We start from the raw sequence: 24907 nt of genomic DNA on the forward strand, positions 1-24907 counted from the left end.
CATCCATACGGGGACAAAGGCCGCGCCTGTCAGGGAGGCGGTCGTCGCACCCGCCGGGGAGCATGGCGGGTCGTGCGACGCATCCGCCGCGACCCGCCGGTGGAAGGGGAACCGGTGTGAGAGGTCGTCGGAAAGGACCTTCGCCGGGCGATGGGGTCGGCGCGAGGGGGGCCGTCCATCCATCCCAGGAGGTGTTACGGCCCGCGGCCCGTCAGGCCCTCTGGTCAGCCGCGAGATCCTCGGAAGCTCTCGGTCCGCCTGGGCCGCCTGGGCCGTCCTCGGGGGATCCGCACCCCATCGCTCGGCCCGGCCGACCTGGCCCAGCGCGGCGCGCACGGCGGCATCACCGCCGTGCTCGACGGGCACTCCCGCCGCCGCGGCGATCCCCGCCGGGATCCGCGCGATGATCGACGAGAGGCCGGGGTGCTCGACCCGGTGTCAGACGGTCAGAGGCCGCACAGCTCCGACAGGCTCTTGGCCGACCCGTTCTGCGCCGCCTGCCCGTTCCTCGTCGGCGTCTGCGACGGCGTGGCCGTACGGCTGGCCGACGGCGTGACGGGGCGGCTGCCGGACGGCGTGGAGGTCGCTCCGGGGGACGCCGTCACCTGGGCCGCCAGGGCGCGCCGCGTCGGCTTCGTCGAGTCGCTCAGCGCCTTCACGGTCGCCCTGCGGATCTTCGCCCAATCCGGTGATCCGGTGTAGAACTGCGGCGGCACGAACTGCAGGCTCGTGATCCGCGCGTCCTTCACCTTGAGCGCGAGGTTGGCCAGCGGCTCCAGCAACTCCTGCGGGATGTTCGTGTCCGCCATCCGCCTGGCCGCATGAGCGATCTTGGTGAAGTTGGTGAGGATCTTGTCCGGCGTGGCCTGCTGGGCGAACGCCCCGATGACGCACCGCTGCCTGGCCATGCGCCCGAAGTCGTCGTCGACGACGCGGGAGCGCCCGTACCACAGCGCCTCCTCGCCCGACAGTCGCTGGTAGCCCGCCTTGATCGTGCCCGCGGTGCCGTAGTGGCCGCCCCACGGGATGTCCTTCTCCACGCGGAGCTTGATGCCGCCGATCGCGTCGACCAGGTCGACGAAGCCGTACATGTTGATCAGCGCGTAGTAGTCGAGCCGCAGGTTGAGCGTGTGGCCGATGGCGTCCATCAGCGCGCGCGGGCCCTTGTTCTTGCCGCCCATGATCTGCGGGTTGTCGTTGGCGAACTTCCAGACCTCGTTCAGCAGGCCGCCGTTGGGAAGCTCGGCCATGAAACCGTTGGGGAAGTGCTTGGCCAGCGGGGAGGAGGCGGGGAACCGTACGTGCTGCAGGTTCCTCGGGAGGCTGAACAGCACGGTGTTGCCGGTCTTGATGTGGACGCTGGCCACGGTCATGCTGTCGGTCCGCACGCCGTCGCGGTTGCCGGCGCCGTCACCGCCGATGAGCAGGAAGTTGACCCGGTCCTTGCCGTTCCACGGGTCCTCCTCCTTGATCGGCTGTACGTCCGGGTCGGCGGTCGAGGGGAAGATGCCCTGCACGGTCTCGCGGACGGTCAGCATCGTGTTGGCGGTCAGCGCGAACGGCGCCATCACCGAAACGCACAGCAGGCCGACCACGATCCCCGAAACGATCTGGCCCCGGCCGTTCAGACGGTCGGGGCCGAGCGTGATGTAGGAGGTGAGCACGAGCGCGAACCACGCCAGCGCGCCGATCACGGCGGCCACCGACACGGTGAGCATCGTGCTCTCCCTCGTCACGGCGCCGATGTTGCCCATGAAGGACAGGCCGTAGACGAGCGCCGCGATCAGCAGCGCGCCGAACGATCCGAGCAGGATGAAGCCGGTACGGCGGCGCCCGGCACGCAGGTGCGCGGCGCCGGGGATGATCGCCGACAGGGCGGTCCACCCGATGATCGAGCCGAGGCTCATCTTCGCGGCGAACCTGGGCGCCTGAGCGGCCTTCGGCGCTCTCGGGGCCCTGCCCGCTCTGGGACGCGTGTTGCCGGGGTTGGTGTCCCGGTCCCGAACCGGATGGCCGGCCTCGGCACTCCCGGTGTCGGTACGGCCGGCAGGCCCGCGATCGGCGCGTCCCCGCTCACCGCGCCCCCGCGCGCCGGGCCCACCGCCGGCGCGACCAGGGTCGGTGTGGCCCTGGGGCGGGCCGTCCTGGCCTGCCCGCTCCCGCGCGGCACGGTCCTGGGGTACCTGGTCCCGTGCCGCCCGGTCCTGAGAACCGCGGTCCTGGGGCGCACGGCCCTGAGCCGCCTGGTCCTGAGGACCACGGCCCTGGGGTGCCCTGTCGCGGGGTGCGCGGTCCTGGGCGGGCTGGTCAGGGGCGCCGCGGTCCTGCGCCGCCCGGTCCGTCATGGCGGGGTCCTGGGCGGCGGGGTCCTGAGTCGAACGGTCCTGCGCGGAGGACTCGGCGGGCGTGGCGCGCCGCGGAGCACGCCGCTTTCTGCCCCGCTCGGCGGAGTCTCCTCCAGGGCGCTTCGACACACCGGCTCCTTCGCATGTCGTACCAGGCCAAACCCAAAGGTTTGCCCCCCGTTGGTCACGAGATTGCCAGGATTCTAGCCCCCATATCGGGACATCAATGACAGATGACCAATGTGGGATGAACGGCCCATGAAGCTACGACGTCGTCGAAGCGGGAGCGAGCCAAGTGTTGCACTGGTAGGCCTTGTTCTTCAGCCAGCCCTGCCGGAACCAGACGTTGTTATTGGCTGGAGTGCCGTGGTCGCGGGGATATCCGGGGTGATCGCCGACTCTCGAGTAGAACCAGAACAACACATCACGTTGGCGAGAATTGACCGGATATGTCCCGGATACAGCCCGCATGAACATCCCGCCGAAACACGTTGCCTGGAGCTCCAGTTTTCTGCTGAGTGCCAGCCGCCCACTCTGGCTCGACGTCTGGAGATGCTTCTGCCAGTGAGAGTCGAGGATGCCGGAGATCTGCTGGATGTGGTGACCGTACTCGTGGGCCATCATGCTGATCGTCGCGCCGTGCCACGAGACCATCTCCCCGTAGCCGATGGAGTTGCCATTGCCTCTGGCCAGGGCCGAGGTGGAGGCGTAGATGGTGTTGTTGCGCGGGCAGTAGTACGGCACCATGCTGCCCGGGGACGGGTAGTCGCCGCACGCGCCTCTGCCGCGTTTGGCGGCGATCGCGTAGTTCGGCGGGCTCCACGGAATGCCCTTCTTGCGCAGGATCGGGGCCCACGCCGCGTCCATGCACTTGCCCGTCTTCAGAATCAGCGCCTTGAGCTGGCTGTGGCTGAACAGGCTCGCGTTCCCCGCCCTGCACGTCGTACGCGGCAGCGCGCCCGCGAAGTACAGCGTGTTGGCCTGCAGGCTCGTGTTGAGCGGGACCCTGGCCGGCTGCTGCGAGGGCTGCTCGGACGGCTGCTCGGACGACGGCTGCTCCGAGGAGGACGGTTGCTCCGAGGAGGACGGTTGCTCAGAGGAGGACGGCTGCTCGGACGAAGGCTGTTCGGACGAGGACGGCTGCTCGGTCGGCCGGTCCGACGGCTCGATCGGCGCGTCGGTCTCCTCGTTCCACGGCGTGAAGGTGGGCGGCGTGAACGTCGGGATCGCCACCGGCGAGGTGGTGTCGGTCTTCGAGGCGCTCTTGAAGACGGCCGAGCCGATCACGAGCAGCACGAAGATCGCCGCCATGGCGCCGAACACCGCGCCGATGACCGCGCCCGCGTTCGACTTCCTGCGCTGCGGCGGCCGCTGCCACGGCCCGTACGCGCCCTGCGGCGGCCCCTGGGGCGGCCTGTGGCCGCCGGGAGCCTGCCCCTGGTACGGCGGCCATCCCGGCTGCGGGTGGCCGTTCCCGTTCGGATACGGCCCGCCCTGCCCAGGCGCACCCTGCCCATGTCCGCCGTTTCCCGGCGCGCCCTGTCCGTGCCCGCCGTATCCGGGCCCGCCGTATCCGGGCCCGCCGTATCCGGGCCCGCCGGGACCCGGCATCCCGGGGCCGCCGGATCCCGGCCCCGGCGCTCCCGGAACGGGCATGCCCGGTCCCTGCACGCCCGGCCCCTGAGGCGGCGTGCCAGGCGGCGGCGGTTGCGGCCCACCGGGAGGCGGGGGCAGCGGACGGCCATACGGCTGGGGGCCACCGGGCGGCGGTGGCGGCGCGCCGTACGGAGGGCCCGTGGGCGGAGGCGGCGTCTGCGGCGGTCCCGCGGGAGGCGGCAGGGGCGCGTAGGGGCGTCCCTGCGGCGGTCCGGCGGGAGGCCCCTGAGGCGGTCCCTGGGGCGGGGCGGGCGGCGGAGGCGTGGGCCGGTACTGGCGGGTGGCCGGCTCCTCGTACGGCTGGCCGTACCCCTGCTGGTGCGGAGACTGCTGCGGAGGCCAGGGAGGGAAGGGTGGCTGCTGGGGTTCTCCTGAAGTGGGTTGCCCCTGATGTCCGGGAGGCGGCGGTGGGTATTGCCCGTTGCCTGTCACCCTGTCTCCCCCTTGACCTGGTTGTCCGAAACGGGACTCACACTTCGGACCTTTGCCGAATTTGGGGCAGAAGCATACTGATTTATCACCCGTCACGGATGTCGCGGTGCTCGGTTACAGTCCGAAATCATTCGAGGTGATCTCCGCTATGTCGCCGTCCGAGCGGCGGCCGTTGTCCTAGCTTCAATGCCATGAATCTGCAGCAGCTCCGCTACGTGGTCGCGACTGCGGAGCACCGCACCATGACCGACGCGGCCAGGTCGCTCTACATCGCGCAACCTGCACTTTCACGCGCGATCCGAGACCTGGAGCGCGAGCTCGGGATGACCCTCTTCGCCCGGTCGGGGCGCGGCGTGGTCGTCACCGCGCAGGGCCGCAGGGTCGTCAAACTGGCCAGAGAGGCGCTCGACGCGGTGGGGGAGATCGAGGCGCTCTCCGGCCACGGCGGTGTCTCCGACGCCGAACTGCGCATCGCATCGACAGCCAACCTCGAGCCCGGCCTGGCGGGGCGGCTGCTTCCCGCCTACGCGGCCGAGCATCCCGGCGTCCGCGTGCACATCATCCGCTGCGACGGCCGCGAAGCGGTCGTCAACGCCATCAGGGACCAGCGGGCCGATCTCGGCCTCACCGACCTGCCGGTCCCGACCGACCTGATCACCCACCCGCTCGAGCGGCAGGAGATCGTGCTCATCTCCCCGCCCGGGCTCGACCTGCCCGACCCCGTCCCGATGACCCGCCTCGACGGACTACGCCTGGCCCTGCCCGCGAGGGGCAGCGTCAGGAGAAGGGAGCTCGACGCGATGTTCGGCAAGTACGCGGTCAACCCGATCATCGTGCTGGAGACCGACGAAAGGAACGGCTGGCTCAACGCGGTCCGCGCGGGCCAGGCGTCGCTGCTGTGGTACCGCGGAATGGCCGAGCAGGCGGCGAGGGCGGGGCTGGTGGTGCGGTCACTCGAACCGGCCGTCCGCCGCGTGATCGCCGTCATCCACGCACGCCGGCGACTGCCGCTGATCGCCCAGGACTTCCTGGCGACCGCTGAGAAGGGCTCGGCCGCTTAGGAACGTTCCCAAGCCCACAGAACCATCCGCCCCGGGGGCCACGCGCCACCCCCGGGACCAATGCGGCCCCGGTTGAGCAAGCCGACGAGGACCGCCGTTCCCTCCCTGAGGCCACCGCCGACTGACAGCCGGCGACGGAGCCGCTCCCGCGAGACCGACCCGCGTCCCGCCGCGCCGAGAGACGCCGCCTCCCCTCGCCCCGGCCGTCCGGACGCGCTCACGCCCCCGTCCTCTGGATCCAGAGCCAGGCCCCTCCAGGGTCAGCTGGCCACAGCCATGTAGCGGGATGACAGCGCTCACGCATGCCCCGTTTCCGCAGGGGAATCCACTGCTCGCCCGCCGTACGTGACGACGCCCCGCCAGGGCGTGCCGCCGGGCGGGGCCTCGCAGGGGAGTGACGTCAGGGCGTGAACGGCTCCACGTGGCCACCGCTGTTGCGGGCGTCGACGGCGTGCCCGGCGCACAGCAGCGTCTCGGCTCCGTCGGCGTCGATGAGGCGGTGCGTCGCGAACTCGGCGCACGGCGCTTTCTCGTGGCCGTGGCCCCATGTGCGGCCGCATCCGCGGGCAGTGCACCGGGTTGCGCTGCCGATCGAGGCGAGGGTGTCGCCGTGCTCGGGGCATACTCCCCAGCCCATGCTGCAGAAGGTGAACGGGGGGTAGCCGGACCGGGCCAGGTCGCCGGCGGTCGCCATCAGCTCGTAGGCGGCCTGGCGGAGGAGGCCGGCGGCATCCGGCAGCCGGAATCCGGCCCGGCCTTCGGGGTCGGCCTGCGACAGATCGCCCGACAGGGTGTCGATGGTGTCCGCCAGCTCCTCAATGTGGGCGGCGAGCTCACGTATCCCCGCGGCCGTGGGCTTGGCCGGTGTCGACGTCATGGTCACTTCTGCTCTGGGTGTCGGCGGGCCGCTGCAGGAAGCGGCTGGCCCTGCTGCCGGAAGTACCCCCGCTGGCGTCGTGAAACCTGTTCTGACCTGGCCGGTAGCAGGAAGCAGGAGCGCGAGGCGAGGCCCGCCAGGACGGCCGGGCGGGGTGCCAGGCGAGCGGGCTCGTGCTCCTGCCGGCCTGCGGCCCGCCGACGGCCGCATCGGCGGGTGGATCTTCCTTCGTCGTGGTCGTCGTGGTCGTCGTGGTCGTCGTGGGCGTGGTGGTCACAGGGAGGCGAGGGCGCGGACGCGGTCGGCGATGACACGGCGGGCGGCGTCGGAGGTGAAGGCGATGCCCTCGAACTCGTGGGGGACGCCCGGGTGGAGGTGGAACTCGACCGGGACGCCGGCCTGGCCGAGGCGCAGGGCGTAGGTGAGGTCCTCGTCGCGGAAGATGTCGAGCTGGCCGACTTCGATGTAGGCGGGCGGCAGGCCCGAGGGGTCGGCGACGCGGGCGGGAGCGGCGTAGGCGGGAGTGCCGGGGCCGCCGGCGGCCTCGCCCAGCAGGGCCTGCCAGCCGGTGCGGTTGTCGTCCCACGACCACAGGACGAACGGCGCGATCTGCGGGTCCGGGGTGAGTGTGCGGTCGTCGAGCATCGGCATCACGAGGATCTGCTTGGCGATGGCCGGGCCCTTGCGGTCGCGGGCCAGGATCGACACTGCGGCGGCCAGGCCGCCGCCGGCGCTGTCACCGAACACGCCGATGCGGGCGGGGTCGACGCCGAGCTCAGCGGCATGATCGTGCAGCCAGACCAGGGCGGCGTAGGCGTCCTCGACCGGGGTCGGGTAGGGGTGCTCGGGGGCGCGCCGGTAGTCGACCGACAGGATCGGGGTGCCGCTGGCCGACACGTAGCGGGAGACCGACCCGTCGAACAGGCCGACGTGCCCGAGGATCATGCCGCCGCCGTGGAGGTAGACGGCCGCGGGGCCCGGCTCGGAGTCCCGCTTGGCATACCAGCGCAGCAGGATCGTCGCGCCGTCGGCGGTGGCCAGGTGGTGGTCGATGATCGTGACGTCGTCCGGGGTCGGCTGGGCGGTGTCGGCGTGGCCGATGAGCCCTTCCAGGGCGGCGCGGCGGGCGGCGACGTCACCGACCGGTGGCGGTGTGCTGCCGGCCATCGCGGCGGCGATCGGGGCGAGGGCTTCGGCGACCTGGGGGTCGAGGGTGAAGGACATGACGGTTCTCCTTGTGGTTTGCGTGTTGTGGTGTGCGTGGCGGTTGCCGGGCACCCGGCCGGGGAGGCCGGGGGCCGTGCGGGGGTCAGGCGGGGGTGAGGACGGTCTTGCCGGCCAGCCGTCCGGTGACGGCCTCGTCGTGGACGGCGGCCAGGTCGGACAGGGGCCGCCGGGCGGCGACGTCGATCTTCAAATCGCCGGCGTCGACGCGGGTGACGAGTTCGGCGAGCTGGACGGCGTCACTGCGGGCGAAGACCCGTACGGCCCGCACGTCCCGATCGGTGTCGTCCTGGCCCGGGGTGGTGGTGCTGACGAACACCCCGCCGTCGGCCACGAGGCCGACCAGCGCCGCGGTCTCCTGCGGCGAGGTGGTCACCAGGTTGAGGACGACGTCGAACCGCTCCCCGGCCCCGGTGACGGGGGCGGCGGCGTAGTCGACGATCTTCTCGGCGCCGTGACCGCGCACCCTGTCGGCGCTGCGGGCGCCGGCGGTCGCGGTGACCACGGCCCCGGCCTGGGCGGCGAGTTGGACGGCGTACCCGCCGACCGCACCGCCCGCCCCGTTGACCAGGACGCTCTGCCCGGCCTTCAGGCCGGCGTGCTCGAACAGCGACTGCCAGGCCGTCAGGCCGACCGCGGGCAGCGCCGCGGCGTCGGCCGGCTCCACCGTCTGGGGTGCGGCGGCCAGGATCTCGGCGGGGACGGCGACGTAGGCGGCGGCCGCGCCGTCGGCGTTCATCGGCAGGAACCCCACGACCGCGTCGCCGGCTTTCCAGCCGATGACGCCCGCACCGACCTCGGCGACGCTCCCCGCCACGTCGATGCCCGGCACGTGCGGGAAGGTCACCGGGAACACCTGCTGCAGATAGCCGGCGCGGATCGCCGCATCGACCGGGTTGAAAGAGGTGCCGGCCACTTTCACCACCACCTGCCCCGCTGCCGGAACCGGGCGGGCGGCCTCCTCGTAGACCAAGACGTCGCTGGCGCCGTAGCGGTGGTACCGAACTGCCTTCATTGTCTGTCTCCTCACTCATTTGCTTCGAATGTGAAGCATGTGGGGACTGTAACCTGCTTCGAGTTCAAAGCAATACCCGTGAATCGTGTGACGTCCGTCACTATGCTTTGAATTTGAAGCAGGTACGGTAGGGGAGTGACCGACACCGACGACCACGGCACCCTCGAACCCGAGCAACTGGGGGCCTACTTCGCGCTCATGGAGGCCGTCAGCCTGCTCCAGCACTCCGTTGAGCAGCAGCTACGTGCCGAGGGCGACCTCAGCTGGGTGCAGTTCCAGCTCCTGGCCCGCCTGGCCGACGCCCACGGGCAGCTGACCATGACCGCGCTGGCCGACGGCGTCGTCTACAGCCGCAGCGGCCTCACCTACCAGGCCGCCCAGCTGGAGAGGGCCGGTCTCGTCACCCGCGCCCCCAGCTCCGACGACGAACGTGTCACCCTGGTCACCATCACCCCCGCCGGCCTCGAACGCGTCGCCGCCGTCCTGCCCGGCCACATCGAGGTCGCCCGCCGCCTGCTGTTCGACCCCCTCGCCGACGACGACCTGCACCACCTCGGCGACATCATGACCCGCGTCCGCGACCACATGCGCGCCCAGCCGCCCCGCTCCGCCGCCCCCCGCAAGCGCCGCACGCCCACCGACGAACTCACGGACCCGGACGCAGCACAGACCTGACCCCTCCCTCTGGACCCGCGGCACAGCCTTCCTCACGCCCGAGGACCACGCCGCGGTGATGGGCCGATGGGGCGGGCGCAGCGGTCGCCACCTGACACCGGCGACTGTCCGCGCTCACCTCCTTCATCGCCTGGGCGAAGCCTTCATCGCCTGGGCGAAGCGGCAGGAGATCCTGGTCACCAACCCGGCGCGGCGGCTGGAGTGCCGCGCACCCGGCCGCCGCGGCGGCCCCACCATCGTGCTCTGGCCGGTCAATGTCCTCTGGCTGTCCTCGAACGGCACCGCGGACTACGCGACGGTTGGCAGAGGCAACCCCGACTCCAGAGAGGAACCAACATGCGCACCTGGCGGAAACTGTCGAAGCTCGCGGCTGCGGTCACGGTGGCCGGAGGCCTCGCGTTCACCGGAATGCCATCGGCGGTCTCCGACGAGCAACCGGCTCTGGGGAACGCCGCCCCGCTCACCTGCGGCAGCGGCGTGTTCCTCGACGGCCTCCGGGCTCTCACGATCACTGAGAGCGGCCGCGACGAGGTGTTCCTCACGAGCAATGGCGTGAAGATCTGGCCGGCGAGCTCGGCCTACGTGTCCATGTCCCAGGGCCAGCGGGTCGAGGTCGACAAGTGCGTTCCCAACGGCGCCCAACTCCGCCTCGTCGAGGTCGACGACCTCGATCCCAACGACACCATCGGAGGCCAAACCGTCAACGGGGACGTGACCCGGGACTACGAGTTCTGCTGTGGCGACGGCGGCCGGTACCGGCTCGGTGCCGTCGCCTGACCCGCCGCTCCCGCATGGCACGCCTCCAGCCTTCTTCAGCCGGCCGGAGGCGTGCCGTTCTCAGACGTGACCCAGCTCTCGCAGGACTGGGGTCACGTCTGAGAACACGAAGAGGAGTCATCGTCGGATACACCCGGGTTGCGCGGGATGAGCCCGGGGCGCCGGCATCTGGTCGCCCAGCCGCCCCAGGAGGTGCCGCACTCTCCAGGCCTGGGCGCCGCCCCGGCTGCGGGTGGCGCCACACCGCGGGCCGCCGCCGCGAGTATCGCGCGTTCCTCCTCGTCCAGTTCCAGCGCTTCGCCCACCAGCCGTAACGACGTGCTGCGAGCGCGTGGCGGGCTGCCGCCCTCCATCCGCCGAACGGTCCTGACGCTGAGCCCTGAACGCTCGGCCAGCTCTTCCTGGGTGAGCAGGGCCCGCTCCCGCCAGCGTCGCAGCACCGTACCCGACGCTCCTCGATCGTCCCTTTCCCCCTCGGTCACAGCCTTCCCGCCTTTCCTTCGGCCTGGTCTCCGGAGGGCGCAGCCCTCTCGCCAACACTCTCCTCGACCGGTCCGGCGCCCACATCCGTTGCCTGGCCGACTCCGTGATACATCACTGGATGTAGTGACAGGGAGTCGGCGCTTCCAGTCATCCAACCGGCGATACGGCCTTTCGCTCGGGCGGGGGACTTGGTCACTGCTGTGACCTGTGACAACACCGCTACTTTGGGCCTGTCGCACGGACCCGAAAGGAGGGCCGGCCAGAGGCCACCCGTACGGAATGGTCGATGGCGATACCTCCGCTCATGCCACCGGCCGTTCGGTTGTTGTTCAAAGCCCGGTACTCCTGCAGGCCGAACAAGGCATGCTGGCACGATTGGGATATGGCGATCTCCCACAATGACCACCCTGTCCGCCTGTTCTCCTATGGAACCCTGCAAGATCCCGCGGTTCAGAAGGCCAACTTCGGCCGCGAACTGGCCGGCGACCCGGATTCGCTCCCGGGCTACGAACTGTCCATGGTGGAGATCACCGATCCGGACGTGGTCGCGGTCAGCGGGGCGGCGCTTCATCCGATCGTGCGGCCCACCGGCAGGCTCGAAGACGCGGTCGAGGGCACGGTGTTCAGCATCTCCGAAGCCGAACTCGCCATGGCGGACGACTACGAGGTGGACGACTACACCCGGATTGCAGTGGTCCTTGGTTCTGGTACGGACGCCTGGGTGTACGTCCAGGCAGACCTGGTGCCGTAGCGGCGCTCAGCGACAATCCTCACTGGCCGAGGTGTTCCACGTTCACGTTCACTCCCGCTGACCGCGACCGCCTCCGGGCTCGGGTGAGGCGCGCCGCGGACGGGCGATGTGCCAAGCCGTGGGATCTTCCGTAGGCTCGGAGGCGATGAGCATCTTGCGACTGCGCGGCAGGGAGTTCGGTATCGGTGATCACGCGGTGATGGCCGTGGTCAACAGGACCCCCGACTCCTTCTTCGACAAGGGGAAGACCTACGGCTTCGGCGCCGCGCTCGAAGCGGTCGACGCGGCCGTCGAGGGCGGCGCCGACATCGTCGACATCGGCGGGGTCAAGGCGGGCCCCGGCGAGCTCGTCGACGCCGCCGAAGAGATCAGGCGTGTCGCCGACCTGGTCTCGGCCGTGCGCGAACGCCACCCTGATCTGGTCATCAGCGTCGACACCTGGCGCTCCGAGGTAGGCGACGTCGTGGCCAGGGCGGGGGCCGACCTGCTCAACGACACGTGGGGCGGCGTCGATCCGCTCCTGGCCGAGGTGGCCGCCAAGCACGGGGTCGGGCTCGTGTGCGCGCACGCGGGCAGGGTGGAGCCGCGGACCAGGCCGCACCGCATCGCGTACGCCGACGTGGTCGCCGACGTCATCGGCTACACGGTCGACCTGGCGGAACGGGCGGTCGCGGCGGGGGTCTCGAGGGAGTCCATCCTCATCGATCCCGCGCACGACTTCGGCAAGAACACCTTCCACTCGCTGGAGGTGAGCCGGAGGCTCGACGAGATGGTGGCGACGGGGTGGCCGGTGCTGGTGGCGGTGTCGAACAAGGACTTCGTGGGGGAGACGCTGGGCGGGCTTCCGGTCGACGAACGGCACGCGGGCACGATCGCGACGCTGGCGGTGTCGGCGCTGCAGGGCGCCCGGGTGTTCAGGGTCCACGACGCGGCCTCCGCCCGTGCGGCACTGGCGGAGGTGGACCGCCTCAACCCCCACCCCAGGCCGGCCGACGGCTGACGTCCATGCAGGCGGCTGGCGGCCGGCGTCTTTTCGTCGGACGTGTGAGCCGCCCCCGGGGTGAGGAGCGGATGACCTGGCGCGGTGAAGGAGGGGGTCGCCCGCGGTTCAGGTGTAGATCGACGAGAGGAAACGCACCAGGATCTCCTCCCGTTTCGCGGCCGGCAGCGCGTCCAGAATTGTGTTGACCACTGCCATCTCCGGCTGGCCGCCCCCGGTCAGGTCCACACCCACCGAGGCGGCCAGAGCCCCGAACTCCTCGTCGTCCAGCGTCGACAGGTCCAGCGAGGCCACCAGTTCCACCAGCCCGTCCGGCACCACGACCGGCCCGCGCGTCCTGGCCGCAGCGACCGAGTCGGCGATCACCGACAGCATCGCGTCGACGCCGGCCAACGTGACCCCGGTGACCGTGATGTGCAGGTTCGCGGGGATACCCGCATACGAGAGCTGCGGCTGGATGAACCACCCCCTCCGCCTGGCCTCGTCCGCCACCACGAACACGTCCACCTCGTCCGAAGCGAAGGCGATCAACGACGAGCCCGGCGACCCGAGGACCCGAAGGCCGTGGATCTTGCCCAGGCCCTCGCGCAGCCGTACCGACGCCTCCAGAGTCGCCCGCCCCAGGGCCAGGTAGCCGTCCCGCCCCAGCGCCCGCAGCGTCGCCCACGCCCCGCCCAGCGGTCCCGCCGACTTCGAGCTCTGCACGGTGGCGTTGATGACCGTGTATCCGGGCCAGGCGGCCGACGCGAAGTACGCTCTGCGCCGCATCGCGGGGTCGGCGAACAGCACCACCGACGCGCCTTTGGGCGCGTAACCGAACTTGTGCAGGTCGCAGGAGATCGACGTCACCCCCGGCACCGACAGGTCGAAGGGCGGCACCTCGGCCCCCGCCAGGCGCAGCCACGGCAGCAGCCACCCGCCGACGCACGCGTCGACGTGACACGGCACGCCGCGCGCGGCCGCCACCGCCGCCACCTCGGCGACGGGGTCGATCACTCCCTGCGGGTAGGAGGGCGCCGAGACGACCACCATGATCGTGGACGGGGTGATCGCCGCGGCCACGTCGTCCGCGGACACCGTGAACGTCTCCAGCGAGACCGGCACCTGGATGACCGACACCCCGAGGTAGTGGGCGGCCTTGTGGAAGGCGGGATGCGCGGTCACCGGCAGCACGATCGACGGCTCGGCGGCGCCCGACGCGTCGCGCGCCGCCTTCACCGCGAGCATGATCGACTCGGTGCCGCCGCTGGTGAAGATGCCGTGCCCGCCGCCGAGCTGCGCCGCCACCGCCCCGACGACCTCCTTCTCCATCGCCACCACGCTGGGGAACGCGGTCGGATCGAGGGTGTTGGTCTCCAGCATCTCGAAGTACACCCTGGCCGCCGCCTCGTGGACCGCGGGCAGTCCGGTGTCGTAGACGTAGGCGGTCACCTTCCCCCCGCGCACGGGCAGGTCGTCGGCGCGCAGGCGGGAGACCTCCGCCAGCAGGTCGGACAGGTTCACGCGGACTCCTTGGCGTACCAGATGATCAACGGCAGGCTGGCGAGCATGAGCAGGGCGGGCAGCGCGCTGAACCCGAGCGTCAGCCCCGCCAGCGCCGGGGCCGGCTGCGTCACCGAGCCTTCGACGGACACGAAGCCGGTGGCGGCCAGCACCAGCGCGTAGAGCCCTGGACCGAGCGCCATGCCCGCGGTCTCGCCGGCCGTCCAGAGGCCGGTGAAGGCGCCGGCCTGGGCGTGCCCGGTGCGGGCGGCGTCGGCGTGGACGGTGTCCGGCAGCAGTGACAGCGGCAGCAGCTGCAGGCCCGCGTAGCAGACCCCGGCCAGCGCCGTGAGCGCCAGCACGCCGGGCACGCTCGCCAGGGAGATCGCCCCGATCAGCGCCAGCGCCACCAGACCGAACCCCGTCGCCGCGACCAGGTAGGCGCGGACCATGCCCGCCGCGCGCCCCAGCCACGCCCACGCCGGTACCGCCAGCATGCTCGGCCCCACCATCCCGACGAACATCGCCGACGTCAGCCCGTAGTCGCCGAGCCGGTGGGCGGCCACGTACGGCGCGCCCGCCAGCATCACCGACACGCCCAGCGCCTGCACGACGAACGCCGACAGCAGCGCGAAGAAGGCCCTGTTCCCGCGCGCGACCCTGAAGGCCGCCACCAGCCCGAGCGGGGCCGGTCCCGGCATCGAGCGCACCCAGCGGGTGGAGAGGGCCGCCGTCAGCAGCGCCGCCGCCATCACCGCGCCGACGGCCACGCCCATCCACGCGTAGCCCGCCGCATGCGCGATCGCCGGAGCCAGGCCGCCCGCCACCAGGATCCCCACCGTCAGGCACACCACCCGCCACGACATGATCCTGGTCCGTTCGGCGGGAGACGCCGACATCTCCGCGGGTAACGCCACGTAGGGAACCTGAAAGCAGGCGAACGCCGACGCCGCCAGGACGAAGGCCACCGCCACCAGCGGCGCGTTCGGCACGGCGAACGTGGCGGCGAAGGCCGGCGGCAGCGTCACCGACCCGAGCAGCAGCAGCCTGAAGCGCCTGGCCGTGCGGACCGCCTCGCGGTCGCTCGCCGCCCCGATGACCGGGTTCAGCACCACGTCCCAGATCTTGGGCGCCACCAGCACGGCGCCCGCCACCCCCGCGGCCACGCCCAGCACGTCGGTCATGTAGTAGAGCAGCAGCAGACCCGGCACCGCCGAGAACACGCCGGTGCCGACCGAACCGATCCCGTAGCCGAGCAGCCGCCCTCGCGACAGGCTCACGGCGGGACGCCGGGCAGGTTCAGCGCGCGGTGCAGCACCTCGTGCAGGTAGGCGCGGAACCGCCGCAGCGCCGCGCGGTCGTCGGCGCCCCTGCGCACGCCCTTGTCGTCGAGGATGCCGCCCCTGACGAACCCGTTCACGCACCACACGACCGTCCACATCGCCATCTCGCTGTCCGCGCCCGTCGCCTCGCCGACGAGCGTCAGCAGCGGCCTGATGTACTCGCGTTCCAGCTCGGTGACATCGCTGGCGTCGAGCAGCCACCGGTGCAGCCACAGGGCCGACACCTCGGGATTGTCGACGTAGAAGTCGAGGTAGCGGTCGGCGATCAGATGGACGCGGTCGGCGAGGCCCATGCCCTCGGTGTCGGCGACCGCCCGTTCGAGCATCGCCCGTTCGGCCTCGTGGGCGCGCTTCATCACCGCGAGGTAGAGCTCACGCTTGCCGCCGACGTGGTAGTTGACCGTGGCGATGTTGAGCCCGGCGGCCTCGGCGATCTGCCTGGTCGTGGTGCCGTCGTACCCCAGGGCGGCGAACAGCTGTGTCGCCGCCCTGAGGATCGTCTCGACCTGGCTCATAGGACCGAAACTAGTTCCGGTCGCCTCGTCCGGTCAATCACTTGATGGAGGGCAGTGACACCACCGCGCGCAGGCCGGGCGCCGCGTCCTCCAGACGGACGGCCCCGCCGTGTGCCACCAGTGTCTCGCGGACGATCGCCAGGCCCAGGCCCGCGCCGCCCTCGTCCCTGCTGCGGCCGTGGTCGAGCCTGGTGAACCGGTTGAACACCCGCTCCCTGTCCTCCGCGGGGATGCCGGGCCCGTCGTCGGTCACCGTCAGCACGCCGTCACGGGTCAGCGCGACCTCGACCGTGGAGGCGGCGTGCCGTACCGCGTTGTCCATCAGGTTGGTCACCACGCGGCTCAGGTCGAGGGCGTCGCCGCGCACCACGACCGGATCGCAGGCGGTCAGCCTGGCCTCGCCGTACCTCTCCACGACCTGCCTGACGACCTCGTCCAGGTTGACCGGCTCGTTCCTGGCCAGCCTGCCGCCGCGCTCGTCGAGCCTGGCGAGGGCGAGCAGGTCCTCGGCCAGGCGCGACAGGCGCAGGGTGTCCTCCAGCACGCCCTCGGCCGTCTCGGGCCAGTCCTGTCCCTCGGGATGGCCGAGCGCCACCTCCAGCTGCAGCCTGATGCTGGCCAGGGGGCTGCGCAGCTCGTGCGCGGCGTCGGAGACGAGCGCGCGCTGGCGAGACTCGGCCTCCTCCAGCCTGGCCAGCATGTCGTTGAGCGTGACGGCCAGCGAGTGCACCTCGTCGCGCGCCTCCGGCACCGGCAGCCGCCTCGACCTGGCCGTGTGGGTGATGTCGGCCGCGCCCCTGCGCAGCGCGACGATCGGGCGCAGCGTCCTGCCGATGATCAGCCAGCCGCCGCCGGCCAGGAAGACCACCAGCAGCGGCGTGCCGAACAGCAGCACCCTGCCCGCCGTGAGCAGGCTCCGCTCGATCTCACGCACGGGCCGCGCGGCCAGCACGGTCACGCCCCTGTCGCCACTGATCACGATCACCCGCAGCGGCCCGGGGATCCCGTACGGCTCGCCGTCCAGGAACCACGCCGATTCGTGGCGCAGCGCTCTCCGCCGGTCGCCCGCGTCCAGCAGCGGGACCAGCCTGTCGGCCCCGTAGGTGCCGTGCGTGACCTTGCCGTCGGCGCCGACGACCTGCACGATCGTGCCGTCCTGCGTGGTGATCGGATCGGTCAGCGTGCCGCTGTCGGCCTGCGCGCGTACCGCCTGCGCGTGCTGTTGCGTGGTCTCGTCCACCGTGTCCATCAGGGACCTGCCGAGCACGATCATCAGTACCGAGGCCGACGCCGCGAACACGAGGGTGAGCCCCACCACCGACAGCGCCGTCAGCCTGAAGCGCAGGCTCTTGCGCCGCCACCATTCAGCCACCGTCGCCGGCCAGCCGGTAGCCCGCGCCCCGCACGGTCTGCAACGCGTTCCTGCCGAACGGGCCGTCGATCTTGCGTCGCAGGTAGCCGACGTACACCTCGACCACGTTCGGATCGGTGTCGAAGGTGTCCCACACGTGCTCCAGGATCTCCGCCTTCGACACCACCTCGTCGTGGCGGCGCATCAGGTACTCCAGCAGCGCGAACTCCCTGGGGGTCAGTTCCACCGACTCCTCGCCCCGCTGCACCCGCCGTCTCGCCGGGTCCAGCGACAGGTCGCCCGCCGTGAGCACCGCGGGACGCCGCCCCGCGTCGCGCCGCAGCAGCGCGCGCAGCCTGGCCACCAGCACCACGTAGGAGAACGGCTTGGTGAGGTAGTCGTCGGCGCCGAGGTCGAGCCCGTCGGCCATGTCGTACTCGCCGTCCTTGGCCGACAGCATGAGGATCGGCACCCAGTTCTCCTCCGCGCGCAACCGCTTGCACACGTTGTAGCCCGACAGCCTGGGCAGCATGATGTCGAGCACCACCACGTCGTAGTCGCCGTGCCGGGCCAGGTGCAGGCCCTCCTCGCCGTCGTGGGCGAGATCCACGGCGAACCCCTCGGCCTGCAGCCCCCGCTGGAGGGCGGCGGCCATCCGCCGTTCGTCCTCGACGACCAGAACTCTCATAGGGCACATAGTGCACCATCTGCGCTGAGAGGCCTCTCAGCTCGTCTCAGGATCGCCACAGCACTCCTCACGCACTGTTGAGACGTAAGCAATACCGTGAAGGAGTGAGATGTCCAGAGGCAAGCTCGTGAGGTGGGGCGTCCCTGTCGCGGCCGTCGCCGTGATCGGCGCGGCCATCGGCGCCGGCCCGGTGATCGCCGCGGTCAGCGGGGACCCTGTCCTGCCCGAACGCTCGGCGCAGCAGCTGCTGGCCGACGCGGCCGCGGCGGTGCAGAAGGACGGCCTGCCCCCGATGTCGGGGACCGTCCTGGAAACCGCCTCCCTCGGCCTTCCCGCCCTCCCGCAGGGCGCGGCCACCGCTTCCCCGCTCAGCCTGCTGTCGGGTTCCCACGAGGCGAAGGTCTGGTACGGCTCCCGCGACCAGTTCAGGCTGGCCGTGCCGGGGCCCATGAACGAGACCAACGTCATCGTGAACGGCGACCAGACGTGGCTGTGGGAGAGCCAGACCAACAAGGCCACCCGGATCAAGCTGGCGCCGGGCGCCACCGACCGGCCGGACAGGACGCAGGTGTCGAGCGCCCCCGCGATGACCCCGCAGCAGGCAGCCGAGCAGTTGCTGTCCAAGGTCGGCGAGCACAGCGTGGTCAGCGTCACCAACACCACCCAGGTGGCCGGGCGCTCGGCCTACGAGCTGGTGCTCGCGCCCAAGGAGGGCGGCTCGCTGATCCAGGACATCCGTCTGGCGCTCGACGGGGAGACCTACGTCCCGCTGCGCGTGCAGGTGTACGCCAAGGGGTCGGCCGAGCCCGCCTTCGAGGTCGGGTTCACCCAGGTCACCTTCTCCGCCCCCGCGCCTGAGAACTTCACCTTCACCCCACCGGCCGGCGCCAAGGTGGAGGAGAAGACGCTCAGCGCCCCCAAGGAGGCACAGCAGCGGAGGGAGGACTTCCGCGAGGGCGACGTCAAGACCGTCGGCGAAGGCTGGACCACGGTCGCGGTCCTCCCCGTCCCCAAGGCCGACGCGCCCCGGTCCACGGCCGAGTCCGGCGGGCAGGAGGCGCCGTCGCTCGAGACCATCCTGCGATCCGCCACCCCGGTGAGCGGGCCGTGGGGGAGCGGCAAGCTGATCAAGACCAAGCTGGTCAGCGCGCTGTTCACCGACGACGGCCGCCTGCTGGTCGGCGCGGTCACCCCGGAGGAGCTCACGAAGGCGGCAGGCGCCAGGTGAGCATGACGCTGGAAGCGGGGGCGCCCTTCGGGGCGTCCCCGCCCTCCGACGACCACGCGATCGTCACGGAGGGCCTGACCAAGCGCTTCAAGGGCGGGCAGATCGCGGTCGACGCCCTCGACCTGACCGTGCCGCGCGGCTCGGTCTACGGCTTCCTCGGCCCCAACGGGTCGGGCAAGACCACCACCATCCGCATGCTGCTCGGCCTGGTCGCCCCCACCTCCGGCACCTTCTCGGTGGTCCCGCTACCGCGGGTCGGCGCGCTGGTCGAGGGTCCGGCCTTCTACCCCTACCTGTCGGGCGAGGCCAACCTGCTGCGCTACGACGCCGCAGATCCGACCGCGTCGGGCCGCACGGCCCGTACCAGGGTCACCACCGCGCTGGAACGCGTGGGACTGTCGGCCGCCGCGGGCAAGCGCTACCGCAACTACTCCCTCGGCATGCGTCAGCGCCTGGCCATCGCCGCCGCCCTGCTCGGCCCGCGCGAGCTGCTCATCCTCGACGAGCCGACCAACGGGCTCGACCCGCAGGGCACCCGCGAGGTCCGCACGCTGGTCAAGGAGATCGCCTCCGACGGCACCACCGTGTTCGTCTCCTCGCACCTGCTCGCCGAGGTCGAGCAGATGTGCACGCACGCGGCGATCATGCGCACCGGCAGGCTCGTCGCCCACGGCACCATCGCGTCGCTGAGCGGCGGCCGCGCCCCGCGCCTGCGGGTGGAGACGCCCGACGGGGCGGATGCCGCACGTGTGCTGCGCGGGCTCGGCCTGACGGCCGTCGCCCACGAAGGGCCGGAGGTGAGCGCCGAACTCGGCGGACACGCCCCCGAACGTCTCAACGCCGCGCTGGTCGAGGCCGGCGTCGCCGTCAGGGGCCTGTCGGTCGTACGGCCCAGCCTGGAAGAGGTCTTCGTCGGCCTGACAGGGGAGGGGTTCGATGTCGAAGGTTGAGCCTGAGGTCGCGCAGGAAGCGCCGGTCTCACGCGGCGGCGCCAGGAGGACGCCGGGGCTCGTGCCGGTGAGCGAGTCGAGGCGCACCGCCGAGCACGGCCCGCGCGCCGACCTGCCTGAAGCCGGGCCGAGCGCCCCCGCCCGTCACGACCGGGCGGCTGCGGCGACGGGGCCCGCGGGCGCGTTCCTCAGGATGCTCGGCTCCGAGCTCGGCCTGACCTTCCGCAGGCCGCGCAACGTGGCCATGCTCGCCGTCCTCACCGCCGTCCCCGTCGTCATCGGCGTGGTCCTGCGCCTGCTGGGCGACGACATGTCCGACGGGCCGGGCGGCATCATCCAGCAGGTCACGGGCAACGGCTTCTTCCTGGCGTTCATCTCGCTGAGCGTGCTCGTCCCGCTGCTCATGCCGGTCGCCGTCTCCGTCGTGGCGGGCGACGCGCTCGCCGGCGAGGCCGCCGGAGGCACGCTGCGCTACCTGCTGGCGGCGCCCGCGGGCCGTACCAGGCTGCTGGCGGTCAAGTACCTCAACGCCGTGCTGTTCTGCCTGGCCATCGCCGCGGCCGTGGCGCTCGCGGCGCTGGTCACCGGCCTGCTGCTGTTCCCCGCGGGGCCGGTGACGCTGCTGTCGGGCGTCGCGATCCCGCTCGGCGACGCGCTGCTGCGCATGCTGATCGTCATCGGCTACGTCACGCTCGGCATGGCCGCGCTGGCGGCGGTCGCGATCGCGCTGTCGACGCTGACCGAGGTCCCGATCGGGGCCATCGCCGCGACCGTCGTGCTGGTCATCACCACGCAGGTGCTGCGGGCGATCCCCCAGCTCGACGTCATCCAGCCGTACCTGCTGCCGAACTGGTGGGACGACTTCGACGCGGTCCTGCGCGATCCGATCGCCTTCGACGACCTCACCTCGGGGCTGCTGACCTTCGGCGCCTACATCCTGCTGTTCGGGTCGTTCGCCTGGGCCCGCTTCACCAGCAAGGACATCACCTCCTGACGGCCGGCGGCCGGGGCGGGAGACCCTCCCACCCCGCCACCGTCCCGTGCGGTCGCCGCCGGCCGGGACCCCGGGCGTCATCGTCCCGGAAGCCCCCTGGCAGCGGAGGTCTCAGGCGCTGCGGCGGCGCAGCCCCAGGAAGCCGATCACCACGCCGACGATCCCCACGATCAGCCCAGCTCCGCCGAGCAGGCGGGCCGTCCCATCGGACGACGAGCCCGAGCCGGCCGCCATCGGCGCCACCGACGGGGCCGCGGGCGAGGCGGCCGGCGGCGCCGAGGGCGCGGCCGACGCCGTGCCGTGGTGGTCATCGTCGGCCGAGGCGGGCGTGAGCTTCAGCGTCGGCGCGGGCCGCTCCGCCTCCGTGCCGTCCGCCTTCGGCTCGTCGGCCCACTTCACGACCTCCCCGCCCGAGTAGGTCTGCGTCGTGGGGAACATCAGCCGGTCGGTGTCGGTCGGCAGCTGCCCCATCGACACCTCGAACTCCTGGAACTGGCCCGGCTTGATCTCGCCCCCCGACCAGACGACCTTGGTGACCGCCTCGGTCAGGTCGCCGTACTCGGTCTTCACCGGCTTGGGCAGCTTGCCCTCGGTGACCTTGACCTCCCAGCCGGGCACCGGCTTGACCGAGACGAAGGCCAGCGGGTGGTCGACGGGGAAGGACACCTCGATCTTGGTGGTCGAGGCGTCGTCCCGCTCGTTCGGCACGCGGAAGGCGACCTTGGTGAAGCCGCCCTGCTCGGCGGTGCCGGGGTTGACGGTGACGTGGGCGAGGGCGGGGATCGCCAGACCGAGGGACAGGGCGGTGGCGGCGGCGAGGACGGCCGCCGTACGGCGGAACTTGGACATGCGGAAACTCCACTTGACTGGGAAAGAAAGAAAGGGAAGAGGGCGTCAGCGGGCGGGAAGTGGAGGACCGCGCCTGCTGACGATGTGGCGGAGGAGCACGCCGCCTGAGGCGACGCGGACGGCCGTGCGCACCGGCGCCCGCAGTACCGCGGCCATGGAGGGCAGCGGCGGCAGCAGCCTGATCAGGCGGCGCCCGAGACGGCGCAGCAGCGACCAGAGCGCGGCCTCGCCGCGGGCCAGCCACCAGCCGGTGATGAGCGTCACCGTCAGGTGCGCCAGCAGCATGCCCAGGCTCTCACCGAGCCCCGAGCCGTGGCCCGACCCGTCCTGCCCGTGGGCCAGAGTGAGGACGGCGCCCGTGCCGTCGAGGCCGAACAGCTCGTGCAGCCCCGCCTGCAGCGCCACGAGCGTGACATTGATGGTGGAGGTCGAGCGCTCCCTGCCCGACAGGGTCAGCGCCACCAGCATGACGATGGCACCGCCCAGGCCGAACGCCCAGGTGGCCGGGCCCGTGCCGCCGGCCGCGCTGTGGCCGAGGGCGGCCAGCAGCACGCAGACGGCGGAGAAGGCCGCCGCCCGCGTCAGCCGCAGGGGGAGATTGGCGCGCATGGGTGACCATATGTTCTCACGGCGGCGGTGCCGCCGAGGGGCGGTGGGTTTCTTCGGGCCGCCTTCACTCTCAGTTCATGACTTTGTCGGAACCATCGCCGCTCACTCCATTAACGTCTATTTCGGTCTGCTCCCTAATGAAGACGGGTACCGGAACATGCGCACAATGGCGACGCTCACCTTGGCGGCCACCTTCACCCTCGGGATGTTCTCCTCCTCCGTGGCGGCGGCCGAACCGGACAAGGCGCCACGGGAGATGCCGACCGAGATCTACGGCGGGGCCTGGCCCTCGGGCCACGTCCAGGGCATCGCCGTCGACCAGCGGAAGGGATTCATGTACTTCTCCTTCACCAACCTCCTGGTGAAGACCGACCTGCGGGGCACCCCCGTCGGATCGGTGTCCGGCTTCACCGGCCACCTCGGCGACCTGGACTTCAACGAGCAGGACGGGCGGGTGTACGGGTCCCTGGAGTACAAGGAGCAGGAGTCGTTCTACATCGCCGTCTTCGACGTCGACCGGATCACCAGGATGGACATGGACGCCCAGTCCAGCGACGTGGTGAGCACGGTCTACCTGAAGGAGGTCGTGGACGACTACGTCGCGGACATGAACGGCGACGGCACCTTCGACGGCAACGTCGCCGACACGCCGGACCACCGGTACGGCTGCAGCGGCATCGACGGCGTGTCGTTCGGCCCCGAGTTCGGCAGGAGGCACGGCAGGCAGCGGCTCACCGTCGCCTACGGCGTCTACTCCAACGTCGGCCGCCAGGACAACGACCACCAGGTCATCCTGCAGTACGACGTGCGGGACTGGAAGAAGTACGAGCGGCCGCTCACCGAGAGCGCCCCGCACAGGAGCGGTCCCGGCAAGGTCGACGGCAAGTACTTCGCCTACACGGGCAACACCACCTACGGCGTGCAGAACCTGGAGTACGACCCCCACACCGGCAACTGGATGATGGCCGTCTACAAGGGCGTCAAGCCGCAGTTCCCCAACTACTCCTTCTTCGTCGTCGACGGTGGCCGGCCCCCCAGGACCGGCCCCGTCGTGGGCCAGCCCACCCCCGAGACCGGCAAGCTCCTCAGCCTGGCGCCCGGCGGACTCCAGCACGAGGCCTCCGGTGTCCGCGGCTGGGAGTTCGGCGGCCAGTACGGCCTGGCCGCGCTCGGCGACGGCCGCTTCTACGTCTCCAAGGCGGGGACCCTCACGGAGGGCGGGGTCACCAAGCAGACCAGCCACGCCCAGCTCTACCGCTGGACGGGCCAGGCGCCGACCCCGTTCGAGAGGATCGGCTAGCGGCTACGTGATGTCATACGGCTCCGGCCAATGCCTGGCTCAAATATCTGGTTTGTCGCTATGGTCGGGGCCGAGGTGATGTTTGTGCGGCATTTTGCTGGTTTGCTACTCGGCGTGATCGTGACCGGCGCCCTGCTGGTCGGAGGAGGCTGGGCAGTCCAGCAGGCGTTGATGATCGCGCCTGGAACGGCCGCCCCGGCCGCGGGGCCGAAGCTGTGGATCGCGCTCGGCGCCATGGCGGTGATCGGCCTGGTGGTCGGGTTGGTGGTGGCGGGCAGGGTGTCGCCGCTGGCCACGTTCGTGCCCTCGCTGGTGCTGCTGGCGTGGACGGTCGTCTACGCGCTCGACGTCAACAGGGCGCTGTCGTTCGTTCCCGACGAGCCCTCCATGCACCAGATCGTGCTGGAGGCGGGCGCGGGCAGCAGGACACTGCTCACGACCGGCGTCTACGCCATGCTCGGCGTGGCGTTGTTCCTGCCGGTGCTGATGCCGTCCCGCTGGGCCGGCCGGCGGGACGACATGGACGACGAGTACGACGAGAGCGAGCAGAGCGGCTACTACTGACCCGCGCGCGTGTAGAGCCTGGTCACGACCTCCTCGATGGTCTCGTCCGGCGCGGTGGCCATCAGGTCGCCGAGTGAGCCGTCGAAGGCCAGCCTGCCGTGGTCGATCAGCATCACCCTGCGGCACAGGCGTTCGATGTCGCCGAGGTCGTGTGTGGTCAGCAGCACGGTGGTGCCGCGCTCGGCGTTCACCTTCAGCAGGAACGCGCGGATGCTGTTCTTGCTGACCACGTCGAGTCCGATCGTGGGCTCGTCGAGCACCAGCACGTCGGGCGCGTGCAGCAGCGCGGCGGTCAGGTCGCCGCGCATGCGCTGGCCGAGGCTGAGCTGGCGCACCGGCGTGCGCATGAACCCGGCCAGGTCGAGGGTCTCCACCAGCTCCTCGAGCCGCCCGGCGAACACCTTGCGATCTACTTTGTAAAGGAGCCGGATCAGTTCGAAGCTGTCCCTCAACGGCAGGTCCCACCACAGCGTCGTCCGCTGCCCGAACACCACGCCGATCCGCCTGGCCAGCGCGGTCCTCCTGCGCGACGGATCGAGGCCCGCCACGCGGACCCTGCCGGAGGTGGGGGTGAGGATCCCGCACAGCATCTTGATCGTGGTCGACTTGCCCGCGCCGTTAGGGCCGAGGTAGCCGACGAACTCACCCGGCGCCACGCTGAAGGACAGGTCCCTGACGGCGTGCACGACCGTGCGCCTGACCTTGAACGAGCGCCCCGCGCCCTCCAGTTGGATCATC

General features: G+C 71.3%; 24 protein-coding genes. 10 read left to right on the forward strand and 14 right to left on the reverse strand.

The features are described 5' to 3' along the window. Nucleotides 1-446: 446 nt before the first annotated feature. Complete coding sequence (locus tag ACFSKW_RS23660) at nucleotides 447-2474, reverse strand: LCP family glycopolymer transferase (protein ID WP_379574518.1); 2028 nt, start codon at nucleotides 2472-2474, stop codon at nucleotides 447-449. Between the two features lie 135 nt (nucleotides 2475-2609). Beyond that, nucleotides 2610-4001: a neutral zinc metallopeptidase gene (locus ACFSKW_RS23665; protein ID WP_379574519.1), complete on the reverse strand. Its 1392-nt coding sequence runs from the start codon at nucleotides 3999-4001 to the stop codon at nucleotides 2610-2612. A gap of 623 nt (nucleotides 4002-4624) precedes the next feature. Between ACFSKW_RS23665 and ACFSKW_RS23670 the strand changes: the two genes are divergently transcribed. Continuing rightward, the gene (locus tag ACFSKW_RS23670; RefSeq protein WP_379574520.1) at nucleotides 4625-5494 is read left to right on the forward strand and encodes a LysR family transcriptional regulator; all 870 of its coding nucleotides are present in this window, start codon (nucleotides 4625-4627) and stop codon (nucleotides 5492-5494) included. 400 nt (nucleotides 5495-5894) lie between these two features. Here the strand turns inward: ACFSKW_RS23670 and ACFSKW_RS23675 are convergent, their stop codons facing one another. From ACFSKW_RS23675 to ACFSKW_RS23685, 3 genes are all read right to left on the reverse strand, one after another. Next, nucleotides 5895-6371 carry a hypothetical protein gene (locus ACFSKW_RS23675; protein ID WP_379574521.1) on the reverse strand — a complete coding sequence of 159 codons (477 nt, stop codon included), beginning with the start codon at nucleotides 6369-6371 and terminating at the stop codon, nucleotides 5895-5897. Nucleotides 6372-6644: 273 nt separating this feature from the next. Further along, a complete protein-coding gene (locus ACFSKW_RS23680; protein ID WP_379574522.1) occupies nucleotides 6645-7595 on the reverse strand; it encodes an alpha/beta hydrolase in 951 nt (316 codons plus the stop codon). Nucleotides 7596-7680: 85 nt separating this feature from the next. Next, nucleotides 7681-8610 carry an NADP-dependent oxidoreductase gene (locus ACFSKW_RS23685; RefSeq protein WP_379574523.1) on the reverse strand — a complete coding sequence of 310 codons (930 nt, stop codon included), beginning with the start codon at nucleotides 8608-8610 and terminating at the stop codon, nucleotides 7681-7683. Nucleotides 8611-8745: 135 nt separating this feature from the next. Here ACFSKW_RS23685 and ACFSKW_RS23690 point away from each other — a divergent pair, with 135 nt between their 5' ends. Together ACFSKW_RS23690 and ACFSKW_RS23695 are read left to right on the forward strand one after the other, a co-directional pair. Beyond that, nucleotides 8746-9285, forward strand: a complete 540-nt coding sequence (locus ACFSKW_RS23690) for a MarR family winged helix-turn-helix transcriptional regulator (RefSeq protein WP_379574524.1) — start codon at nucleotides 8746-8748, stop codon at nucleotides 9283-9285. Between the two features lie 336 nt (nucleotides 9286-9621). Further along, nucleotides 9622-10062, forward strand: a complete 441-nt coding sequence (locus ACFSKW_RS23695; protein ID WP_379574525.1) for a hypothetical protein — start codon at nucleotides 9622-9624, stop codon at nucleotides 10060-10062. A gap of 92 nt (nucleotides 10063-10154) precedes the next feature. On the opposite strand, the gene ACFSKW_RS23700 is transcribed toward ACFSKW_RS23695, so the two are convergent. Further along, a complete protein-coding gene (locus ACFSKW_RS23700) occupies nucleotides 10155-10502 on the reverse strand; it encodes a helix-turn-helix domain-containing protein (protein ID WP_379574526.1) in 348 nt (115 codons plus the stop codon). 425 nt (nucleotides 10503-10927) lie between these two features. Here ACFSKW_RS23700 and ACFSKW_RS23705 point away from each other — a divergent pair, with 425 nt between their 5' ends. Next, nucleotides 10928-11296 carry a gamma-glutamylcyclotransferase family protein gene (locus ACFSKW_RS23705; RefSeq protein ID WP_379574527.1) on the forward strand — a complete coding sequence of 123 codons (369 nt, stop codon included), beginning with the start codon at nucleotides 10928-10930 and terminating at the stop codon, nucleotides 11294-11296. 145 nt (nucleotides 11297-11441) lie between these two features. Further along, on the forward strand, nucleotides 11442-12296 hold the full coding sequence (folP, locus tag ACFSKW_RS23710) for a dihydropteroate synthase (protein ID WP_379574528.1): 855 nt from the start codon (nucleotides 11442-11444) through the stop codon (nucleotides 12294-12296). 108 nt (nucleotides 12297-12404) lie between these two features. Here folP and ACFSKW_RS23715 read toward each other — a convergent pair whose 3' ends face one another. Genes ACFSKW_RS23715 through ACFSKW_RS23735 form a run of 5 tightly spaced genes read right to left on the reverse strand, consistent with a single transcriptional unit; the run spans nucleotide 12405 to nucleotide 17675 of the window. Beyond that, nucleotides 12405-13793: a pyridoxal phosphate-dependent decarboxylase family protein gene (locus tag ACFSKW_RS23715; protein ID WP_379574583.1), complete on the reverse strand. Its 1389-nt coding sequence runs from the start codon at nucleotides 13791-13793 to the stop codon at nucleotides 12405-12407. Nucleotides 13794-13795: 2 nt separating this feature from the next. Next, the gene (locus tag ACFSKW_RS23720) at nucleotides 13796-15058 is read right to left on the reverse strand and encodes an MFS transporter (RefSeq protein ID WP_379574529.1); all 1263 of its coding nucleotides are present in this window, start codon (nucleotides 15056-15058) and stop codon (nucleotides 13796-13798) included. Further along, on the reverse strand, nucleotides 15055-15636 hold the full coding sequence (locus tag ACFSKW_RS23725; protein WP_379574530.1) for a TetR/AcrR family transcriptional regulator: 582 nt from the start codon (nucleotides 15634-15636) through the stop codon (nucleotides 15055-15057). The genes ACFSKW_RS23720 and ACFSKW_RS23725 overlap by 4 nt, the downstream gene beginning before the upstream one ends. A 37-nt stretch (nucleotides 15637-15673) precedes the next feature. Next, nucleotides 15674-17008: a sensor histidine kinase gene (locus tag ACFSKW_RS23730; RefSeq protein ID WP_379574531.1), complete on the reverse strand. Its 1335-nt coding sequence runs from the start codon at nucleotides 17006-17008 to the stop codon at nucleotides 15674-15676. Then, nucleotides 17001-17675: a response regulator transcription factor gene (locus ACFSKW_RS23735; RefSeq protein ID WP_379574532.1), complete on the reverse strand. Its 675-nt coding sequence runs from the start codon at nucleotides 17673-17675 to the stop codon at nucleotides 17001-17003. The genes ACFSKW_RS23730 and ACFSKW_RS23735 overlap by 8 nt, the downstream gene beginning before the upstream one ends. A 109-nt stretch (nucleotides 17676-17784) precedes the next feature. On the opposite strand from ACFSKW_RS23735, the gene ACFSKW_RS23740 reads away from it, so the two are divergent. Genes ACFSKW_RS23740 through ACFSKW_RS23750 form a run of 3 tightly spaced genes read left to right on the forward strand, consistent with a single transcriptional unit; the run spans nucleotide 17785 to nucleotide 20847 of the window. Next, nucleotides 17785-18903, forward strand: a complete 1119-nt coding sequence (locus tag ACFSKW_RS23740) for a LolA family protein (RefSeq protein WP_379574533.1) — start codon at nucleotides 17785-17787, stop codon at nucleotides 18901-18903. A 2-nt stretch (nucleotides 18904-18905) separates the two neighbouring features. Next, a complete protein-coding gene (locus ACFSKW_RS23745) occupies nucleotides 18906-19853 on the forward strand; it encodes an ABC transporter ATP-binding protein (RefSeq protein WP_379574534.1) in 948 nt (315 codons plus the stop codon). Then, on the forward strand, nucleotides 19840-20847 hold the full coding sequence (locus ACFSKW_RS23750) for an ABC transporter permease (protein WP_379574535.1): 1008 nt from the start codon (nucleotides 19840-19842) through the stop codon (nucleotides 20845-20847). The genes ACFSKW_RS23745 and ACFSKW_RS23750 overlap by 14 nt, the downstream gene beginning before the upstream one ends. Before the next feature lie 111 nt (nucleotides 20848-20958). Here the strand turns inward: ACFSKW_RS23750 and ACFSKW_RS23755 are convergent, their stop codons facing one another. Both ACFSKW_RS23755 and ACFSKW_RS23760 read right to left on the reverse strand, forming a co-directional pair. Then, nucleotides 20959-21696, reverse strand: a complete 738-nt coding sequence (locus tag ACFSKW_RS23755) for a YcnI family copper-binding membrane protein (protein WP_379574536.1) — start codon at nucleotides 21694-21696, stop codon at nucleotides 20959-20961. Nucleotides 21697-21741: 45 nt separating this feature from the next. Beyond that, nucleotides 21742-22305 carry an MFS transporter gene (locus tag ACFSKW_RS23760; protein ID WP_379574537.1) on the reverse strand — a complete coding sequence of 188 codons (564 nt, stop codon included), beginning with the start codon at nucleotides 22303-22305 and terminating at the stop codon, nucleotides 21742-21744. Nucleotides 22306-22471: 166 nt separating this feature from the next. Here ACFSKW_RS23760 and ACFSKW_RS23765 point away from each other — a divergent pair, with 166 nt between their 5' ends. After that, nucleotides 22472-23605, forward strand: coding sequence for a hypothetical protein (locus ACFSKW_RS23765; protein ID WP_379574539.1), 1134 nt, complete (start codon nucleotides 22472-22474; stop codon nucleotides 23603-23605). 114 nt (nucleotides 23606-23719) lie between these two features. Continuing rightward, nucleotides 23720-24169: a hypothetical protein gene (locus tag ACFSKW_RS23770; protein ID WP_379574540.1), complete on the forward strand. Its 450-nt coding sequence runs from the start codon at nucleotides 23720-23722 to the stop codon at nucleotides 24167-24169. Here ACFSKW_RS23770 and ACFSKW_RS23775 read toward each other — a convergent pair. Next, nucleotides 24163-24906, reverse strand: coding sequence for an ABC transporter ATP-binding protein (locus tag ACFSKW_RS23775; protein ID WP_379574541.1), 744 nt, complete (start codon nucleotides 24904-24906; stop codon nucleotides 24163-24165). The two genes, ACFSKW_RS23770 and ACFSKW_RS23775, sit on opposite strands and share 7 nt — an antisense overlap. Nucleotide 24907: the final 1 nt, after the last annotated feature.

The organism is Nonomuraea mangrovi, from assembly GCF_042681425.1.
GTDB classification, from domain to species: domain Bacteria; phylum Actinomycetota; class Actinomycetes; order Streptosporangiales; family Streptosporangiaceae; genus Nonomuraea; species Nonomuraea mangrovi.

Excerpts from the sequence above, each read along its gene's own strand:
- ACFSKW_RS23695 (WP_379574525.1), top strand. The coding sequence starts at position 9,622 with ATGCGCACCTGGCGGAAACTGTCGAAGCTCGCGGCTGCGGTCACGGTG.
- ACFSKW_RS23665 (WP_379574519.1), bottom strand. The coding sequence starts at position 4,001 with ATGCCCGTTCCGGGAGCGCCGGGGCCGGGATCCGGCGGCCCCGGGATG.
- ACFSKW_RS23675 (WP_379574521.1), bottom strand. The coding sequence starts at position 6,371 with ATGACGTCGACACCGGCCAAGCCCACGGCCGCGGGGATACGTGAGCTC.
- ACFSKW_RS23760 (WP_379574537.1), bottom strand. The coding sequence starts at position 22,305 with ATGCGCGCCAATCTCCCCCTGCGGCTGACGCGGGCGGCGGCCTTCTCC.
- ACFSKW_RS23680 (WP_379574522.1), bottom strand. The coding sequence starts at position 7,595 with ATGTCCTTCACCCTCGACCCCCAGGTCGCCGAAGCCCTCGCCCCGATC.
- ACFSKW_RS23735 (WP_379574532.1), bottom strand. The coding sequence starts at position 17,675 with ATGAGAGTTCTGGTCGTCGAGGACGAACGGCGGATGGCCGCCGCCCTC.
- ACFSKW_RS23685 (WP_379574523.1), bottom strand. The coding sequence starts at position 8,610 with ATGAAGGCAGTTCGGTACCACCGCTACGGCGCCAGCGACGTCTTGGTC.
- ACFSKW_RS23765 (WP_379574539.1), top strand. The coding sequence starts at position 22,472 with ATGGCGACGCTCACCTTGGCGGCCACCTTCACCCTCGGGATGTTCTCC.
- ACFSKW_RS23745 (WP_379574534.1), top strand. The coding sequence starts at position 18,906 with ATGACGCTGGAAGCGGGGGCGCCCTTCGGGGCGTCCCCGCCCTCCGAC.
- ACFSKW_RS23725 (WP_379574530.1), bottom strand. The coding sequence starts at position 15,636 with ATGAGCCAGGTCGAGACGATCCTCAGGGCGGCGACACAGCTGTTCGCC.
- ACFSKW_RS23705 (WP_379574527.1), top strand. The coding sequence starts at position 10,928 with ATGGCGATCTCCCACAATGACCACCCTGTCCGCCTGTTCTCCTATGGA.
- ACFSKW_RS23775 (WP_379574541.1), bottom strand. The coding sequence starts at position 24,906 with ATGATCCAACTGGAGGGCGCGGGGCGCTCGTTCAAGGTCAGGCGCACG.
- ACFSKW_RS23670 (WP_379574520.1), top strand. The coding sequence starts at position 4,625 with ATGAATCTGCAGCAGCTCCGCTACGTGGTCGCGACTGCGGAGCACCGC.
- folP (WP_379574528.1), top strand. The coding sequence starts at position 11,442 with ATGAGCATCTTGCGACTGCGCGGCAGGGAGTTCGGTATCGGTGATCAC.
- ACFSKW_RS23755 (WP_379574536.1), bottom strand. The coding sequence starts at position 21,696 with ATGTCCAAGTTCCGCCGTACGGCGGCCGTCCTCGCCGCCGCCACCGCC.
- ACFSKW_RS23750 (WP_379574535.1), top strand. The coding sequence starts at position 19,840 with ATGTCGAAGGTTGAGCCTGAGGTCGCGCAGGAAGCGCCGGTCTCACGC.
- ACFSKW_RS23740 (WP_379574533.1), top strand. The coding sequence starts at position 17,785 with ATGTCCAGAGGCAAGCTCGTGAGGTGGGGCGTCCCTGTCGCGGCCGTC.